This is a genomic window from Microbacterium sp. AB (genome assembly GCF_032878875.1).
GTDB lineage: Bacteria > Actinomycetota > Actinomycetes > Actinomycetales > Microbacteriaceae > Microbacterium > Microbacterium betulae.
In genome coordinates this window covers 3,149,400-3,166,908 of sequence record NZ_CP118157.1, presented here as the reverse complement: position 1 = coordinate 3,166,908, position 17,509 = coordinate 3,149,400, and the positions used below count along the sequence as shown (strand labels likewise).

At 72.1% G+C, this 17,509-nt stretch carries 14 protein-coding genes; 7 read left to right on the top strand and 7 right to left on the bottom strand.

Going from position 1 to position 17,509, the window contains the following annotated elements:
• Positions 1–26: 26 nt before the first annotated feature.
• Entirely contained in the window at positions 27–1,088 is a 1,062-nt protein-coding gene (locus N8K70_RS14990) for an Rv2578c family radical SAM protein (protein ID WP_317139152.1), read from the bottom strand.
• A gap of 106 nt (positions 1,089–1,194) precedes the next feature.
• Between N8K70_RS14990 and N8K70_RS14985 the strand changes: the two genes are divergently transcribed.
• Positions 1,195–2,187, top strand: coding sequence for a M15 family metallopeptidase (locus N8K70_RS14985; RefSeq protein WP_317139151.1), 993 nt, complete (start codon positions 1,195–1,197; stop codon positions 2,185–2,187).
• 16 nt (positions 2,188–2,203) lie between these two features.
• Here the strand turns inward: N8K70_RS14985 and N8K70_RS14980 are convergent, their stop codons facing one another.
• The 5 genes from N8K70_RS14980 to N8K70_RS14960 all read right to left on the bottom strand — a co-directional run bounded on the left by N8K70_RS14980 (position 2,204) and on the right by N8K70_RS14960 (position 6,734).
• The gene (locus N8K70_RS14980; RefSeq protein WP_317139150.1) at positions 2,204–3,037 is read right to left on the bottom strand and encodes a siderophore-interacting protein; all 834 of its coding nucleotides are present in this window, start codon (positions 3,035–3,037) and stop codon (positions 2,204–2,206) included.
• Positions 3,038–3,109: 72 nt separating this feature from the next.
• Positions 3,110–3,919, bottom strand: coding sequence for an energy-coupling factor transporter transmembrane component T (locus N8K70_RS14975; protein ID WP_394357844.1), 810 nt, complete (start codon positions 3,917–3,919; stop codon positions 3,110–3,112).
• A gap of 23 nt (positions 3,920–3,942) precedes the next feature.
• Entirely contained in the window at positions 3,943–5,709 is a 1,767-nt protein-coding gene (locus tag N8K70_RS14970) for an ABC transporter ATP-binding protein (protein WP_317139149.1), read from the bottom strand.
• Between the two features lie 56 nt (positions 5,710–5,765).
• Positions 5,766–6,332, bottom strand: coding sequence for an ECF transporter S component (locus N8K70_RS14965; RefSeq protein WP_317139148.1), 567 nt, complete (start codon positions 6,330–6,332; stop codon positions 5,766–5,768).
• A 63-nt stretch (positions 6,333–6,395) separates the two neighbouring features.
• Positions 6,396–6,734 carry a GNAT family N-acetyltransferase gene (locus N8K70_RS14960; RefSeq protein ID WP_317139147.1) on the bottom strand — a complete coding sequence of 113 codons (339 nt, stop codon included), beginning with the start codon at positions 6,732–6,734 and terminating at the stop codon, positions 6,396–6,398.
• A 106-nt stretch (positions 6,735–6,840) separates the two neighbouring features.
• On the opposite strand from N8K70_RS14960, the gene recQ reads away from it, so the two are divergent.
• From recQ to N8K70_RS14930, 6 genes are all read left to right on the top strand, one after another.
• Complete coding sequence (recQ, locus tag N8K70_RS14955) at positions 6,841–8,856, top strand: DNA helicase RecQ (protein WP_317139146.1); 2,016 nt, start codon at positions 6,841–6,843, stop codon at positions 8,854–8,856.
• Between the two features lie 278 nt (positions 8,857–9,134).
• Positions 9,135–12,110, top strand: coding sequence for a choice-of-anchor G family protein (locus N8K70_RS14950; RefSeq protein WP_317139145.1), 2,976 nt, complete (start codon positions 9,135–9,137; stop codon positions 12,108–12,110).
• 135 nt (positions 12,111–12,245) lie between these two features.
• Entirely contained in the window at positions 12,246–12,995 is a 750-nt protein-coding gene (locus N8K70_RS14945; protein WP_317139144.1) for a DUF5819 family protein, read from the top strand.
• Entirely contained in the window at positions 12,992–14,194 is a 1,203-nt protein-coding gene (locus N8K70_RS14940; protein ID WP_394357784.1) for an HTTM domain-containing protein, read from the top strand. The genes N8K70_RS14945 and N8K70_RS14940 overlap by 4 nt, the downstream gene beginning before the upstream one ends.
• A 94-nt stretch (positions 14,195–14,288) precedes the next feature.
• Entirely contained in the window at positions 14,289–16,349 is a 2,061-nt protein-coding gene (locus N8K70_RS14935) for an acyl-CoA dehydrogenase family protein (RefSeq protein WP_317139143.1), read from the top strand.
• 52 nt (positions 16,350–16,401) lie between these two features.
• Positions 16,402–16,839, top strand: coding sequence for a pyridoxamine 5'-phosphate oxidase family protein (locus tag N8K70_RS14930; protein ID WP_317139142.1), 438 nt, complete (start codon positions 16,402–16,404; stop codon positions 16,837–16,839).
• 39 nt (positions 16,840–16,878) lie between these two features.
• On the opposite strand, the gene N8K70_RS14925 is transcribed toward N8K70_RS14930, so the two are convergent.
• Positions 16,879–17,451, bottom strand: a complete 573-nt coding sequence (locus N8K70_RS14925; protein WP_317139141.1) for a MarR family winged helix-turn-helix transcriptional regulator — start codon at positions 17,449–17,451, stop codon at positions 16,879–16,881.
• Positions 17,452–17,509: the final 58 nt, after the last annotated feature.

Genomic DNA, 17,509 nt, shown 5'->3' with positions numbered 1-17,509 from the left:
CGCGTTCACGGCGGCGACGCCGGGGATCAGAACAGCATGGCGTCCGCGGCGCGCGCCCCTCGTGTCTCGACGATGCGCGCCGGTGCCGCGCGTGCCGGGCGACGCGCACGATCGCGCGCCGGCTCGTCCTCCGCGCGCCCGTCGAGGCGGTGCCGACGGATGAGGGGTCGGATCCTCTCGGCGAGCCAGGTCCGATAGCCGCCCGGGGCCTCGACCGAGGCGCCGGGATAGAGCCCCCGGTACGCCGCGACGAGCTCCGGATGCTCGCGCTGCAGCCACTGCTGGAACCACGGCTTGACGCCGGGCCGCAGATGCAGCGCGCCATAGACCACGCGTGAGGCGCCGGCTGCCCGGATGCGCCCGAGCGCGTCGTCGAGCGCTTCGACGGAATCCGTGAGGCGAGGGACGATCGGCATCATGAACACCTGCACCGGGAAGCCGAGATCCGCTGCGGCCCGGACGGTGTCGAGGCGGGCGCGGGCGGTCGGGGTCCCGGGCTCGATCGCCTGCTGCAGGCCGTCGTCGAAGACGGCGATCGACATCGCGATCGAGACGTCGACCTCCGAACGCAGCTCGGCGAGCAGCGGCAGATCGCGTCGCAGCAGCGTGCCCTTCGTGAGGATCGAGAACGGCGTGCCCGATTCCGCGAGCGCGGTCGCGATCCCCGGCATGAGCGCGTAGCGCCCCTCGGCGCGCTGGTAGGGGTCGGTGTTGGTGCCGAGGGCGACGTGCTCGCGCTGCCAACTCGGCCGGGCGAGCTCGCGCCGCAGCACCTCGGCGATGTTGACCTTCACGACGATCTGCGAGTCGAAGTCGCGCCCCGCGTCCATCTCGAGGTACTCGTGCGTCCCGCGGGCGAAGCAGTAGACGCAGGCATGGCTGCAGCCCCGGTAGGGGTTGATCGTCCAGTCGAACGGCATGGAGCTGGGGCCGGGGACGCGGTTGAGCGCCGACTTGGCGGCGACCTCGTGGAACGTCATGCCGGCGAACTCCGGCGTCGTGACGGCCCGCACGAGCCCGTCGAGGCGATCGAGCCCCGGCAGGGCGTCGTCGTCGACCTCGCCGATCCGCTGCCCCTGCCATCTCATCCGTCCATAGAACAGAGATACGAATCTTGTGTCAAGTCTGATGCGTATCTATCTTCGATGCGGAGCGTCGGCCGAGCGTCGGGATCGCATCCGGGACAATGGGGGGATGACGAGCGGGCGCCATGCATCGCGCCGGGGCGCCGTCGCGAGGCACGCGGCGGGATGGCCGCGGACGGGTCGGGCGCTCGTCGTGCTCGCGGGCGTCGCCGGCGTGGCGGCCGCGTGCGTGCTGGCCGGAGCGTGGACGGTGGGCCACGATGCGCCCTCGAGTCACGCGGCTCAGCGTTCGCAGGAGACCGAGGCGCCGTCCGGGGACGCCGACCGGCCGGGCGGGATCGATGCGCTCCCCGTGCCGCGGTTCGAGGCCGTCGCCGCGGAGGACCCGTGTGCGTCCGACGAGGTCGCGTCCGCGCAGGAGGCCGGCGACCCCGCTGCCGTCATCGCCGCGTTCGGCGGCGCCGAGGGCTTCCGGCTGGCCGCGTCCCAGGGGGCGGAGTGCGTCCGGCTCGACGACCCGGGCTGGGCGTGGGTCGTGGTCAACAAGCAGCGGCCGCTGGACCCCATCGACCACGCGCCCGCCGTCGTCGTGCCCGAGCGCACGCGCAGCCTCGTCGGCGGCGGGCTCCGGCAGGACGCGGCCGCGGCGCTCGACGCGCTCGTCGCGGACGCCGCCGAGGCGGGCGCGGGCGTCGTCGCGCTGCAGAGCGGATACCGCTCGTACGCCACGCAGGTCAGCACCTTCGACGGCCAGCTCGGCGCGCTGGGCGAGGCCGGCGCGGAGGCGATCTCGGCGCGGCCGGGGTTCAGCGAGCATCAGCTCGGCCTCGCCGCGGACGTGGTCGCCTGCTCGACGGGAGGATGCGGCACGATCTACGAGACCGCCGGAACCGCGCAGGGCGACTGGCTCGTCGAGAACGCCTGGCGCCACGGCTGGATCGTCCGCTACGAGGAGGGCCGTACGCCGGTCACGGGCTACGCCCCCGAGCCCTGGCATCTGCGCTACATCGGCGTCGAGCTCGCCGAGGCATATCACGCGGGCGGCTTCCACACGCTCGAGGAGTTCTTCGGGCTGCCGGACGCCCCCGACTACGCCGGCTGAGCGCCGCGCCGCGCCGTCATCCCGTCGCGCCGAGGCGCCAGTAGCCGCAGAAGTCGACATCCGTCTTGGCGACGCCGCGCTCGTTCACGAGGAGGCGCCGGGCGCCCGTGGCCAGCTGCTGCTCGCCGGCGGCGAACGCGTGGAATCCGCCGTCCGGCAGCGCGGCGGCGTCGAGCGCCGCGAGCGCGGCGGCTCCCGGTCGTGCGCGCGCGTCGTCGCGGACGACCCATCGCACCTCGACGCCGTCCGGACGGGCGAACTCCAGGGCGTCCTCCGCGGAGGGAACCTCCACGATCGCGATCCCCGCGGCATCCGAGGGGAGCGACGCGCAGATCCCGGCCACGGCGGGGAGACCCGTCTCGTCGGAGACGAGCACGACGCGACGCGTTCCGCGCCCGGGGTCGAAGAAGAGACCCTCGTCGATGATCGCGACGTCCTCGCCGGCCTCGACCTCGAGGGCCCAGGTCGGCGCAGGCCCCATTGTCCCGTCGGGAGCGGAGTGGACGACGAAGTCGACGTCGATCTCGGCGCCGCGGGAGCCGTCGGCGGGCCGGTGGGCGCGCACGGTGTAGTTGCGCATCGCGGGGCGCATGCCCTCGGGGATGCGCAGGAACTTCAGATAGCCGAGCATCCTGTTCGCCTTGGGCGGCACGCGTTCGAGCCCGGCCTCTCCGCGGACGGGGAGGAAGAGGCGGAACCACTGGTCGAAGCCCATCGGACGGAAGCGGTCGACGTCGCCCCCGCCGAGCGTCACGCGCAGCCAGTGCGGGGAGAGCCGCTCCGTGCGCTGGACGGTGAGCCGCAGGAGGTCCTGCGTCTCGGACTTCACGCGGCGGTGTGCACCGGCCATGGTCGGGCCCTTCTCTCGGAACGGGGATGGCTCTCGGAACGGGGTTGGCTCTCGGAACGGGGTTGGCGGAGGTCACCCGAAGGGGCGGGTGGCCGTGAACAGCAGGGCGGTGACCGCCCAGAGCAGCAGGAGGAAGACGGTGTCGCGCGGGCGCCACGGGACGACGTGGCGCTCCGTGCGGGTGGGATGCGCGCCGAACGCGCGGGCGTCCATCGCGAGGGCGACGCGCTCGGCATGGCGGATGGCGCCCGCGAGCAGCGGGACGATGTAGCCGAAGCCGCGCCGGAGGGCGGAGACGGGCCCCCGGCCGCCGTGATGCCCGCGCACGCGGTGAGCGGCTCGGATGACGTCGAGCTCGTGGCGGAATCGGGGCACGAAGCGATAGGCGGCCAGTGCGCTGTAGCCGACGCGATAGGGCAGGTGCAGGGTGCGGATGGCCGAGCGCACGAGGGCGGGCCCCTCGGTCGTCGCGCCGCCGACGAGAGCCAGCGCGAGCAGCGCACCGAGCCGGAGCCCCGTCGCGAGCCCCGTCTCGAGGGCGCCTGCGTGCAGCCGCCAGCCGCCGAGCTCGAGCAGCACGGGAGTGTCGGCGACGCGGGACGCATCGGCCCACAGGGTGAAGCCCGCGCCGATGGCGACGACCGTCACGGGGAGCGCGACGCCGAGCATCGTCGCGGTGGCGCGGGTGAGGCGGGCTCCTGCGAGGACGACGGCGTACGACAGCAGCAGGAAGACGAGCGGGGTCGCGATGTCGCGGGTGAAGAGGACGAGCACCATCGCGGGAAGGGGCGCGGCGACCTTCGCGAGGGGGTTGATGCCGTGCAGGAACGCGCGGGGCGGGGCGGCCGGTGCCGCCGTGGCGCGCGCCGCCTTCTGGGGCACGGGGGACGCGCCGCCTCCCGCGCTCACGCGGCGACCTCCGTCTGCGCTGCGGCGATGGCGGCGGAGGCCGCGGGATGGGCCGCGAGGACCCGCTGCAGCGCGGGCAGCCGCAGGCCGGAGCGCTCGAGGAGGGGCGCGTCGGAGAACACCTCTCCCGCCGGAGCGAAGCGTGCGAGCGCGCCGTCGGCCATGACCGCGACGTGCGTGGCGTGACGGGCGGCGAGCGAGAGGTCGTGCGTGACGATCACGATCGTCGTGCCTTCGGCGTGCAGCTCGCGGAGCAGGGCCAGCAGCTCCTCGGCGCGGGCCCTGTCCTGCCCGAAGACGGGTTCGTCGAGCACGAGCACGCGCGGGCCCGTGATGAGGGCGGTGCCCACGGACAGCCGTCGCTTCTGCCCGCCGGAGAGCCGGAACGGATGCGTCTCGGCGTGGTGGGCGAGGCCGAACCGGTCGAGCATCGCGTCGACCCGCTCACGGACCTCCCCCTCGGGCGTGCGCCGGATGCGCAGGCCGTGCGCGAGCTCGTCGAAGACGGTGTGCGCCACGAACTGATGCTCGGGGTTCTGGAAGACGAAGCCGACGTGCGCGGCGATCTCGCGCGGAGAGGCGCGGCCGATGTCGATGCCGTCGATGACGACGCTCCCCCTCGGCGGGGCGACGACGCCCGCGACGGCCTGGACGAGCGTCGTCTTCCCCGCTCCGTTCGTGCCGACGACGGCCGTGAACGAGCCGCCGGGCAGGTCCAGGTCGATGTCGTGCACGAGCGCCCGCCGGAGCCGGCGGACGGTGAGTCCCCGCACCCGGATGCCGTGCTGCCCGGCGGGGGCCTCCCCCTCGCCGGAGCCGGAGCCGGAGCCGGATGCCGGGGGCGTGCCGGGCGACGGCGCCGCGTCGTCCGCGGCGTCGTCCGCGCCGCGGCCCGCGGCGGTCGGCTGCGCGCCGAGAGCCGAGGCGAGCTCGTCGGGGGTGAGGGGAAGGGGGTCCATCCGCCAGCCCGCCGCGCGCAGCCGCCGGGCGGCGAGCAGCGTCGACGGCAGCCAGACGCCGAGCCGTTCGAGCGTGTCCACCTCGTCGCGCAGCACCGCGCGCGCGGGGCCGTCGAACGCGAGCCGGCCGTCCCCGTCGATCACGACGACGCGCGTCGCGAGCGCGACCGCCGTGTCGAGGTTGTGCTCGACGAGCACGACGGCGCGGTCGCCTCCGGCGACGACGTCGCGCAGCGCGGCGTAGACGTCGTCGATCCCGACGGGGTCGAGGTTCGCCGTCGGCTCGTCGAGCACGAGGACGGGCGAGCCGGTCGCCAGCGCGCACGCGATCGCGAGCCGCTGGCGTCCGCCGCCGGAGAGCGCGTCCGGATCGTCGTCGCGGCGCTCCCACAGCCCCATCCGCCGCAGCGCCGCCTCGCCGCGCGACAGGACCTCGTCGACGGGCAGGAGGAGGTTCTCGAGTGCGAAGGCGACCTCGTCGAGCACGGATCCCGTGACGATCTGGGCATCCGGGTCCTGGAAGACCATGCCGACGCGCGTGCTGAGCTCTGCGGGCGTGCTCGCGCGGGTGTCGATGCCGCCGACCTCGACGGTCCCGTCGAGGTCGGCGTCGACCGCGTGCGGGATGAGGCCGTCGAGCGTGAGCGTGAGGGTCGACTTGCCCGAGCCGCTCGGGCCGAGCACGAGGACGACCTCGCCGGCGTGGACGTCGAACGAGACGTCCGCGGGTGCCGGACGGTCGGAGCCGACGTGGGTGACGCCGACGCCGCTCACGCGCAGGAGCAGCGTCTTGTCAGAGGTCATCCCTCTAACTTAGCTTCGCCTTACCCGCGTGGGATCACGGTGCGGACGAGAGGCGCTCACCGAGTGCGGGAGGGGTGTCGCCTCGGCGCGGCGACGCCGGCACGTCGCAGGCCGGCTCCCACGGCCAGTCCGACGAGGGTCCATGCGACGGGTCCGAGCAGGGAGAGGACGATGTAGCTGATCTGAGCCCACAGCGGCAGCGCGGCGATGTCGGCGGCGACCGCGACGACGAGGGCGATGAACGCGCCGATGACGACGCCGGAGATGAGGAACCGCCACCAGCTCCACGTGCGGTACCGGAAGAGGGCCGCGATGCCCTCCTGGAGACCCCCGAACAGCAGCGCCGTCCCGAGGAACTGCGGCGTGTACGGAGGGGCCACGGCGCAGCTGACGAGCGCGGCGAGCAGGTGCGCCAGGAGGGCGACCCAGGGGCGGCGCAGCAGCTCCTGCGCGATCACCCCCGGCAGCACGTGCACGCCGAGGATGAAGCCGTAGATGATGGGCGCCCCGGCGAGCACGGGGACGACGAGCCAGCCCTCGATGCCGCCCAGGATGCCGGTCGCGACCCCGATCGCGGCGCAGACGAGCAGGACGCGTGTGGGGATGGCGGGCGCGCGGGTCACAGAGGACAGCCTAAGTCGTGCGGGCGCCGTGGCTGCCGGAGCGCTGCCCGGCGCCGGCTCGCGTCAGCTGGACTGCTCTCCCGGGGTCGCCGCGTCGTGGGGCGTGCCGTGGGGCCACTGCACGATCGCGCCGGCGACCTCGTTCTGCTTGAGGTAGGAGGCGACGAACGGGCACAGCGGGACGATCACGTCGCCGCGGCGGGCGACGTCCGACAGTGCCTCCGATGTGAGCACGTCGCCGTAGCCGCGGTCGCGGAACGCGGGGTCGACGACCGTGTGCGTGAAGCGGACCCGTCCCTCTCCCTGCTCGAACTCCGCGAAGCCGGCCAGGGCGTCCGCCTCGGCGTCGTGCAGCTCGTACCGGCTCAGCTCGTCGTTCCGGGTCACCGTGAGGTTGCTCATGGGGAGCTCCTTCCGTCCCGTCCCACGGTAGGTCAGTTGACGCCGCCGTGGGCCGCCCCTCTCCACAGGACGGCGTCGTGTCGGCGCGGTTCCGTAGAATCGACGCATGCCCGCGACTCCCCGGAACGACCCCCAGGGCGATCCGTGGATCGTCGCGCGCATCCCGGACGACGACAGCTGGGGCCCCACGGACGATCCGTATGGCGACGTGCCGCCCGACGACGGAGCGGCTCCGGACGGAGGCTGGGAGCCGCCGGTCGAGCGGCCGCGCACGGCCCCCGCCCCGGTCGAGCGTCCGGTGTCCGCGCCGTCCCGTTTCCCGTCGGCGCTCGACGCGCTGCGCACCGTCTACGGCTTCGAGGCGTTCCGCGGCGATCAGGCGGCGATCGTCGATCAGGTGATCTCCGGCGGGGACGCCGTCGTGCTGATGCCCACGGGCGGCGGCAAGAGCGTCTGCTACCAGGTCCCGGCGCTCGTGCGCGAGGGGACCGGGCTCGTCGTGTCGCCGCTCATCGCGCTCATGCACGACCAGGTCGACGCGCTCGTGGCGAACGGCGTGCGTGCGGCGTACCTGAACTCCACGCAGACGGCCGCGGAGCGTGCGGGCGTCGAGCGCGCGTACCTCGCGGGCGAGCTCGACCTGCTGTACGTCGCCCCCGAGCGACTGAACGGCGAGCAGACGCTGCGCCTGCTCGAACGGGGCGCGCTCAGCGTGATCGCGATCGACGAGGCGCACTGCGTCAGCCAGTGGGGCCACGACTTCCGTCCCGACTACCTCGCGCTCGGCGGCCTCGCCGAGCGCTTCCCCGGCGTGCCGCGGCTGGCGCTCACCGCCACGGCGACCCGCGAGACGCACCGCGAGATCACCGAGCGCCTGCGGCTTCCCGAGGCGAGGCACTTCGTCGCGAGCTTCGACCGCCCGAACATCCGCTACCGCATCGAGCCGAAGGCGGAGCCGCGCAAGCAGCTGCTGCAGTTCATCCGCGCGCAGCCCGAGGGGTCGGCGGGCATCGTGTATGCGCTCAGCCGCAAGTCGGTCGAGCAGACCGCCGCGTACCTCGCGCAGCAGGGCATCGACGCGATCCCGTACCACGCGGGTCTCGAGGCCGGCGTGCGCGCGGCGCACCAGTCGCGCTTCCTCCGCGAGGACGGCGTCGTCGTCGTCGCCACCATCGCGTTCGGGATGGGCATCGACAAGCCCGACGTGCGCTTCGTCGCCCACATCGACCTGCCGAAGTCCGTCGAGGGGTACTACCAGGAGACGGGGCGCGCGGGGAGGGACGGGGCGCCCGCGGTCGCCTGGATGGCCTACGGTCTCGGCGACGTCGTGCAGCAGCGGCGCATGATCCAGCAGAGCGACGGCGATCGTGCGATCCAGCAGCGGCAGTCGCAGCACCTCGACGCCATGCTCGCGCTGTGCGAGACGGTCGCCTGCCGTCGCCAGAACCTGCTCGACTACTTCGGCCAGGAGTCGGGCCCGTGCGGCAACTGCGACACGTGCCTCGAGCCTCCGGAGACGTGGGACGGCCTCGTCGCGGCGCAGAAGCTGCTGTCGACGATCGTGCGGCTCCAGCGCGAGCGCGGGCAGTCCTTCGGCGCCGGGCATCTGATCGACATCCTGCGCGGCGCGTCGACCGACCGCATCCGCAAGCTGGGGCACGACCGGCTCTCGACGTACGGCATCGGCGAGGACCTCTCCGAGCAGGACTGGCGCAGCGTCATCCGCCAGCTCCTCGCTCGCGGCCTCCTCGCGTCGCAGGGCGAGTACGGCACGCTCGCGCTGAGCGAGGCGTCGGCGGGGGTGCTGCGCGGAGAGTCTCCCGTGCCGCTGCGGAAGGACGTCATCGGGCGCACGACCCAGGCGGCCGTGCGCAAGGTGACGGCGGCCGACACGCTCGCCCCCGATGACCGCGATCTCTTCGAGGCCCTGCGCGCATGGCGCGCGGAGCAGGCCCGCGAGCAGGGCGTCCCCGCCTACATCGTCTTCGGCGACGCGACCCTGCGCGCCCTCGCGGAGCATCGTCCCACGACGCTCCCGCAGCTCGACGGCATCACCGGCATCGGCGCGAAGAAGCGCGACGCCTACGGCGACTCGGTGCTCGCCGTCATCGCGCGTCACTGAGCGCAACACGGCGACGCGGAGCTGGGTCTCTGTTTCGAGTCGCCTGAATACTTGCTGGACAGATAGACCGATATAACGCAATACTCGCATTCAGTGCGTGCGCGGTTCGTCCGAGTTCCGTGCAGGCCGCTGTTCCACCACTCATCGATCACGGGGGTCACATGAGCAAGACAGAAGCGGCTCGCGCGCCGGGGGCGCGCCGGTCCAAGAATCGAAGGCTCGCGCCCATCGCGAGCCTTGCGGCGGCGGGACTCGTCGCCGCGGGTGCAGGAGTCGGGGTGACCGCTGCGAACGCGCTCGAGAGCGACGACTCGGAGGCGCTCGGACAGGTGATCGCGTCGGACGTGCTGGGAGCCGATCTTCTCGCGGCCGCCAGCTCGGCGAGCGGCAATCCGAGTGACCCGGGTCCGAACGCGACGCCGATCAACCTCGAGCTCCTCGGCGGCCTGACCGTCGACCTCGGCGGCGGTCTTGCGCTCCCGCTCATCACCAGCGGAGCCACACCCGGCCTCCTCGATCTCGGAGAGGTCGGCGCGCTCAGCTCGTACGCATCGTCGGAGACGGGGACGACCTCCACCGCGAGCGCGGGTGCTATCGGCGCTGACGGCGCGCTCGCGATCGATGCCGACAACACCGGCGAGTTCGGCCCGGCGACCGTGAACCTGACGGACGTCCTGGATCAGGTGGGTGTCGCCGGTCTGACGGACGAGATCGTCGACAACCTCGCTCTCGAGATCGGAGCAGTGGCGTCGACGGCGACGTCCGAGGAGGGCGTCCTGCCCGCTTCGTCGGAGTACGTCGTCGCCGGGGCGGACCTGTATCTCTCCAGTCCGCTCGTGGCGACGTTGCAGACCTCGATCACCGACGCGGTGAGCCTCGTGGGGACGACCGTCGACACGGCGGTCGGTGAGGGCGGCGTCCTCGACACGGCGCTCGGCGGACTCGAGACGACGATCAACAGCACGCTCGGAGCGCTCGGCCTCGTGACCGTCGAGGGGCCCACCCTGCAGGTCAACGACTTCGACAGCGCGTTGGACACGGCCGTCGCGACGATCATCACCGAGCCGCTCTTCGACGGCGAGACGGCGGACGACAGCATCGTCGTGATCGATCTGGAGAGCGGTCTCGTGACCGTTCAGCTCGAGAACCTCGTCGACGGCGGGCTCAACGGCCAGGATCCCAACACGGAGGTGCTCTCCAGCGAGGCCGTCTCGGCGGTCACGACGGCGGTGTCCGATGCGCTCGGGTCCGTGACCGGCAAGGTCACGGAGGCCGTCACCGAGGTGCTCGACCTCACCGGCGTGCTCATTAGCCTCGATGTCGACGTCTCGGCGGACCTCGGGATCCTCATCGGAACGATCCCCGTGGCGAGCGGAGCGGTCACGATCGACACCACGCTGGGCCAGCTGGCGGGCACGGACACCACCGATCCGGTCATCGACGCGGACCTGAGCGTCCTCGACGGGCTGTCGGACGTCCCCGGCATCGGCGCCCTGATCGACACGATCGTGAATCCGCTGATCTCCACCGTGCTGAGCGCGTTGACGGACACGGTCGTGCCGCTCGTCCTCGACACCCTCGAGCCCGTGGTGCAGACGCTCTTCGCGACCATCGGGGACGGGCTCTCCGAGGCCATCGGGGACGTCCTCGAACCGGTCATCACCGTGCTCGATCCCGTGTTCGACGCGCTCAACCTCGTCGTCGCGATCACGATCAACGAACAGCCGACCGAGCGGGATCCCGCGGAGGAGGGCTACCTCGGCGCGGAGTCCTTCACGGTGAACGCCCTGAGCCTGGAGTTCTTGCCGACGCTGGGCGCGGTCAACCTCGATCTCGGGTCGTCGACCGTCCGCTCCGCGGCCGTCGTCTACGACACCGCGATCACGCTCACCCCGAGCGAGGTCGAGGCCGGCGGCACGACGACGATCGAGGGATCGGGCTTCGCGCCGAACGAGACCGTGACGATCACGATCGGCGACGAGACCATCACCGCGGAGACGGATGAGAACGGCGACTTCTCCACGGACTACACGGTTCCGGAGGGCACCGACCCGGGCACGCTCGACGTGGTCGCGGAGGGCGAGGTCTCGCAGACGCCGGCCGAGGCCGAGCTCACCGTGATCGACGGCGACGACAACGGCAACGTGAACGCGTCGTCGTCGGCGGCGGCGTCGGCGAACGCGGACGACGACAGCAATGCGGCGGCTCAGGCGGCTGCGCAGGCTGCGGCGGACGCGGACGCGAACACGACGGCCTCGGCCGCCGCGGACGCGGATGCGACGGCTGCTGCGCAGGTCGCGGCGAACGCGGATGCGTCGAGCGACGCGTCGGCGGATGTCTCGAGCGAGGCGAACGCCTCGGCTCAGGCGGCGGCTCAGGCGGCGTCGGATGCCAACGCGGACTCGGCGTCCAACGCGGATGCGTCGGCTGCGGCCGAGGGCAACGCGTCGGCGGCCTCGGCTGCGGCGGCGAACGCCGACTCGTCCTCCGACGCCTCCTCGGGGGCGGCTGCGGACGCCTCGGCGGACGCGGACGACTCGTCGGCGGCGGATGCGTCGGCCTCCGCGGATGCGGACGACTCGTCGTCGACCGACACGGACGCCTCGGCGTCGAGCGACAGCGACAGCTCGGCCTCGACGGACTCGGATGCGTCGGCCTCGGCGGACGCGGACGACTCGTCGTCGGCGGATGCGGACAGCTCGGCTTCGGTGGACTCGGATGCGTCGGCTTCGGCGGACGCGGACGACTCGTCGGCGGCGGACGCGGACGCCTCGGCGTCGAGCGACAGCGACAGCTCGGCCTCGGCTTCTGCCGACGCGGACAGCAGTGCCTCCGCGGATTCGGACTCCGACGCGGACGGCGCCGGCATCCGGGCCGAGATCGAGCACGAGACGCGGTTCCGCGGTGAGGAGCAGCTCGCCTACGGCTACGGGTTCGAGCCCGGCGAGGAGGTCGAGGCGACCGTGTACTCGACGCCGACGAGCGCCGGCGTCGAGGTCGCGGACGCGAACGGCGAGGTCACGTTCGTGTGGACCGTCGCCCAGGAGGAGGAGATCGGCCAGCACCACGTCGAGCTCGTGGGCGAGACCTCCGGAACGGCCGACGCGGTATACTTCCGCGTCCTCGAGCGCCAGTCCGACCTCGCTCCGACCGGCGGGGACCCCGGTCTCCCGATCGCGGGACTGGCGGCTCTCATGGTGCTCGGCGGAGCGGGGGTGTGGGTGATCTCCCGCCGTCGCGGAGCCAGCGCCTGAGAGGGATACTGATCCCGGGTGCTCCGGGCGCACATCCCGTCCGGAGCACCCGATGATCCACGAATGAACCGCTGTGCCCCGGTGACCAGCTCACCGGGGCACAGCGGATTCGCCGGTCGGCTGAGGAGAGGTGCCGTGTCCGAGATTCCCGTCACGCGTCGTCGGGTGCTCACCCGCGTCGTCATGTACGTGGCCGTCGCCGTCACGGCATGGCACGTCTTCGCGTCGTTCCTCTGGATCGCGCCCACGTCGCCGTTGCGCGAGGTGGTGCCGCAGAAGCTGCTCTCCGGCTACATGCTGCCGATGTTCGGGCAGTCGTGGAGCGTCTTCGCCCCGGAGCCGATCAACGGCGACTACCGGTTCGACGTCCGGGCGCTCGTCGACGGTGAGGAGACCGAGTGGGTCAGCGCCAGCGACGTCGAGATCTCGATGATCCGGTACAACCTCTTCCCCCCGCGCGGCGGCATCCAGGCCGTGGACGTCTCGAGCCAGTTCAAGGGCGCGTGGGACGAGCTCGACGCCGACCAGCAGGCCGTCGCCGAGCTGAACTACTTCAAGGACGACGGCGAGGGCCGGATGACCGAGGCGATGGCCTCCTACGGCGGCGAGGCCGCCGTGCAGGGGTACGTCGAGCAGGAGCATCGCGCCACCGCGTACGCGACCCAGGTCGCCTACGCCATCTGGGGCGACGACGTGGAGCGCGTGCAGTTCCAGGCGACGCGCCAGAACGTGGTCCCGTTCGCCGATCGCCATGACCCCGACGCCGAACGACCCGGCGTCCAGTACTCCCCGACGGGGTGGCGTGCGCCGGTCGTCGAGGACGGGCAGTCGCAGGAGAGCTTCGCCGCGGTGTTCCGCAGCGCCTACGAGCGGATGTCGCGGTGAGCGGCGAGCAGAGCGCCGTCGCGCGCCGCGCGGGCTCGCTCGCCGCCGTCCCCCGCGCCGTCGCGACGCTCGTCGCCCGCGTGGCCCGCACGTTCCTCGGCTTCCTGCGGAGGGCGAACCTCGCCGGGGAGGCGTGGCTCCTGGACTCGAAGAAGTCGCTCTACGGTCTCGCCGTCACGCGCATCCTCTTCGGGCTCACGGGCGTCGGTCTCCTCCTGTCCAACTTCTCCAGCCGTCTCTACACGTTCGGCTCGGGCTCGGCCTGGAACGGCGAGGCCGCGGAGCCCGTCAGCGCGTTCACCCGGATCTGGCTCTTCAGCCTGTTCGACAGCGTCCGTCTCGACGACACCGCCTTCACCGTCCTGTACCTGCTTCTCCTCGCGCTCGCGGTGGCGTTCACGATCGGATGGCGCTTCAAGGTCGTCCTGCCGGTCTATCTCGTGCTGTGGATCAGCTTCATCGAGATGAACGACGCCGTCGGCGACCAGGGCGACAACATGTACCGCATCGCGCTGCTGCTCATGCTCTTCGCCGATCCCGCGGCACGATGGTCTCTCGACGCACGTCGTCGCCGGCTCGGCGGCGACCGCACCCTTCTCCCGCGCGAGATCGGCAGCCTCCTCCACAACCTCGCGCTCGTGGCCCTCACCGCCCAGGTGTCGTTCGTCTACGTCTCCGGAGCGCTGTACAAGGCCGGGGGAGCACCGTGGTCGGAGGGCTATGCCGTCTACAACCCCCTCATGACGGAGCGCTTCGGGACCTGGCCCGTCCTGAGCGAGCTCGTCACGGCATGGGGGCCGGCCGTCACCCTGCTGTCCTGGGGGTCGATCATCATCCAGCTCGCCTTCCCCTTCATGCTCCTCACGCGGCCGACGCGGATCGTCGCGCTCATGGGGATCATGTCCTTCCACATCGGCATCGCCGTGCTCATGGGCCTGCCGTGGTTCTCCCTCGCGATGATCGGCATCGACTTCATCTTCGTGCGGGACCGCACGTGGCGCGCCGTCGCCGACGCGGTCGCGGACGCCCTCGCGTCCGCCCGTCGCGCCGGGCCCGGGCCGGCTCCCCGCGCGGCGCCCGCGTCCGCCGGGGAGCGGGCGCCCGCGCCTGCCGCGGAGGAGAAGCCGGTCGGCCACGCGGAGGACGAACTGTCGGCGAGGGACAAGGAGGAGACGCCCCGGAGCCCGGCCGTGCTGTGAGCGGCCGACAAACTCTGACGCTCGGCGTTGTCGGCGACCTAACGTGGAGCGTCATACCGCAGGACCTTCACCACCCCGCAGGAGAGGTGTGCTCATGGCCGACACCGTCGTTCGCCCCGTCCCGTCCGTCTCGGACGCATCCGCCGTCGCAGAGGACATCCGCATCGACATCCCCGCCGTCACCCGGCTGCTGCTCGGCACCTGGGGCGACGTGCGCCTCGAGGCGCGGGACATGATCAAGGATCCCGCGTTCTGGCGCATCGACGGCCTGAGCCACCATGCGCACCGCGAGCGCGTGCTCGATCAGACCCGCCTGCTCGCCGAGGCCGGTGCGGGAGGGCGTGGGTACCCGGTGGAATACGGCGGCAAGGGCACCAGCGGCGGCAACCTGGCCGGCTTCGAGGAGCTCGTGCTCGCCGATCCGAGCCTGCAGATCAAGTCGGGCGTCCAGTGGGGGCTGTTCGGCAGCGCCGTGCTGCAGCTGGGCACGAAGACGCATCACGACCGGTGGCTGCGCGACATCATGGACATGAGGATCCCCGGCGCGTTCGCGATGACGGAGACCGGTCACGGGTCGGACGTCCAGGCGATCGGCACGACGGCGACGTACGACGCCGAGACGGAGGAGTTCGTCATCCACACGCCGTTCCGCGGCGCCTGGAAGGACTACCTCGGCAACGCAGCCGTGCACGCGACGGCCGCGACGGTGTTCGCGCAGCTCGTCTCGAACGGCGTGAACTACGGCGTGCACTGCTTCTTCGTGCCGGTCCGAGACGAGAACGGCCTGTTCCTGCCGGGGGTGGGCGGAGAGGACGACGGCATCAAGGGCGGCCTCAACGGCGTCGACAACGGCCGTCTGCACTTCGACCATGTGCGGGTCCCGCGCGAGAACCTCCTCAACCGCTACGGCGACATCGCCCCCGACGGCGCCTACACGAGCCCGATCGCGAGCCCCGGCCGCCGCTTCTTCACGATGCTGGGGGCCCTCGTGCAGGGCCGTGTCTCGCTCGACGGCGCGGCCACCTGGGCATCCGGCCTCGCGCTGAAGATCGCCGTCACCTACGGCAATCAGCGCCGGCAGTTCGGAGGAGCCGGCGCCGGCGAGACCGTCCTGCTCGACTACGGCAAGCACAGGCGCCGCCTGCTGCCCCTGCTGGCCACGACGTACGCGCAGGCATTCGCCCACGACGAGCTGCTCGTGAAGTTCGACGGCGTCTTCGGCGGCACCGCCGACACCGACGAGAGCCGGCAGGATCTCGAGACGCTCGCCGCGGCCCTGAAGCCGCTGTCCACCTGGCACGCGCTCCGGACCGTCCAGGAGAGCCGGGAGGCGTGCGGCGGGGCGGGCTACCTCGCAGAGAACCGTCTCGTCACGCTGCACCAGGATCTCGACGTGTACGTCACCTTCGAGGGCGACAACAACGTCCTCCTGCAGCTGGTCGGCAAGCGCCTCCTCGGCGACTACGCCGCGCAGTTCAAGGGCAAGGACGCCCGTGCGCTCGCGGCCTTCGCCGTGGGCGAGACGGCGGGCAAGCTCTTCCACGGAGCGGGCCTGCGCCGTCTCGGGCAGACGGTCGCCGACCTCGGCTCCACGGCGCGCTCGGTCGAGCACGGTCTGCGCGCCGACGACCAGCACCAGCTGCTGACCGATCGCGTGCAGCGGATGGTCGCCGACGTCGCCGCACGTCTGCGGCCCGCGGCGAAGCTCTCGCCCGAGGAGGCCGACGGGCTCTTCAACGAGAACCAGGTCGAGCTGCTCGAGGCCGCGCGCGCCCACGGCGAGCTGCTGCAGTGGGAGGCGTTCACGGATGCGCTCGCGCGCGTGGACGACGCCGGCACGAGGCGGGTGCTCACGTGGCTGCGCGACCTGTTCGGCCTCGGCCTCGTCGAGGAGCACCTCGCGTGGTACCTGCTGAACGGGCGTCTCTCCACGCAGCGAGCCGCCGCCGTCTCACGCTACATCGATCGCCTCTGCGTGCGGCTGCGTCCGCATGCGCAGGACCTCGTCGACGCCTTCGGCTTCGCGCCCGAGCACGTGCGCGCGCCCGTGGCCTCCGGCGACGAGCAGGAGCGGCAGGACGAGGCGGCTGCATACCACGCGGCCCTCGCGGCCAGCGGCCGGGCTCCGAAGAGGGAGCCTCGGCCGCGTCGCTGACCCGGATCGTCGCCCCCTGTCGGCGGGGCGGGCATTCCGACAGGATGGGAGGATGGGAGAGGTGGACGATCAGGTGGTCGATCTGAGCGACCGGGAGTGCTTCCGCCGGCTGGGCGGGCAGGAGCTCGGCCGGATCGTGACGCGTGTGCGGGACACCGTCGACGTCTTCCCCGTGAACTACGTCCTCGACGGGGACGAGATCGTGTTCCGGACGGCGGAGGGCAGCAAGCTCGTCGAGCTCACCGTCGACGACGAGGTGCTGTTCGAGGTCGACGACCACACCGGTGTCGACGCGTGGAGCGTGGTCGTCCGCGGCCGTGCGCGGGCGCTCTCGAGCTCCGCCGAGATCGAGGCGGCGGACGCCTTGCCGCTGCGGCCGTGGATCCCGACGATGAAGCGCACCTACGTGAGGATCGAGCCGACGACGGTGTCGGGACGCTCCTTCCTTCGCGGCCCGGAGCCCGACCGCCACGGCGTGCAGCAGTACTGACGGGAGCCGGCCACGCGGATGTCGACGACCCGGTGCCGGTCAGAGGGCCGACGGCTCCTCATCGAGCGGCCGGGGAGCCGTGGCGACGAGGGTCTCGAAGAACCGGATGACGGTCTCGCGCTCCACGGCGCTCAGACCTGCGGCGACGTCGAATCGGCGGGCGTGGGTCCGGCCCACGCTCGCGCGAGCCGAGACGCGCGTCTCCTCCGTGACCTCGATCGCGAGGCTGCGCCGATCCGTCGGGTGCGGGAGCCGGCGGATGTGGCGACCCGCCGCGAGACGGTCGAGCAGCTTCGTCGTGGAGGCCGTCGAGATGCCGAGGTGCGCCGCGATCGAGCTGGGGGTGACGATCGCGCCATGGCTTCGCGCCGCGATGAGGTATCGCAGGGCGCGCATGTCCGTGTCGCCGAGCTTCATGTACCGCCGCGACGCCTCGCTCATGGTGCGCTCCGTCTCGCGCCAGCGGCGCATCGACTCCAGCACCTGCACCACCTGCGCGAGCTCGTCGTCGGACAGGTGGGCGCGCCGGACGAGGTCCCCGTCGGGGTCGAGGATCCGAGGGTCGAGCATCGAGAACTGCTCCTCCGCAAGCACCGGTTTCTCCTGTCCCACAGCGTGAGCATACTCTCTCACTGGAAATCAACTATGTTGGTAGCTAGTTTAGTTAACT

Excerpts from the sequence above, each read along its gene's own strand:
- N8K70_RS14960 (WP_317139147.1), bottom strand. The coding sequence starts at position 6,734 with ATGAGCAACCTCACGGTGACCCGGAACGACGAGCTGAGCCGGTACGAG.
- N8K70_RS14980 (WP_317139150.1), bottom strand. The coding sequence starts at position 3,037 with ATGGCCGGTGCACACCGCCGCGTGAAGTCCGAGACGCAGGACCTCCTG.
- recQ (WP_317139146.1), top strand. The coding sequence starts at position 6,841 with ATGCCCGCGACTCCCCGGAACGACCCCCAGGGCGATCCGTGGATCGTC.
- N8K70_RS14930 (WP_317139142.1), top strand. The coding sequence starts at position 16,402 with ATGGGAGAGGTGGACGATCAGGTGGTCGATCTGAGCGACCGGGAGTGC.
- N8K70_RS14935 (WP_317139143.1), top strand. The coding sequence starts at position 14,289 with ATGGCCGACACCGTCGTTCGCCCCGTCCCGTCCGTCTCGGACGCATCC.
- N8K70_RS14970 (WP_317139149.1), bottom strand. The coding sequence starts at position 5,709 with ATGACCTCTGACAAGACGCTGCTCCTGCGCGTGAGCGGCGTCGGCGTC.
- N8K70_RS14990 (WP_317139152.1), bottom strand. The coding sequence starts at position 1,088 with ATGAGATGGCAGGGGCAGCGGATCGGCGAGGTCGACGACGACGCCCTG.
- N8K70_RS14985 (WP_317139151.1), top strand. The coding sequence starts at position 1,195 with ATGACGAGCGGGCGCCATGCATCGCGCCGGGGCGCCGTCGCGAGGCAC.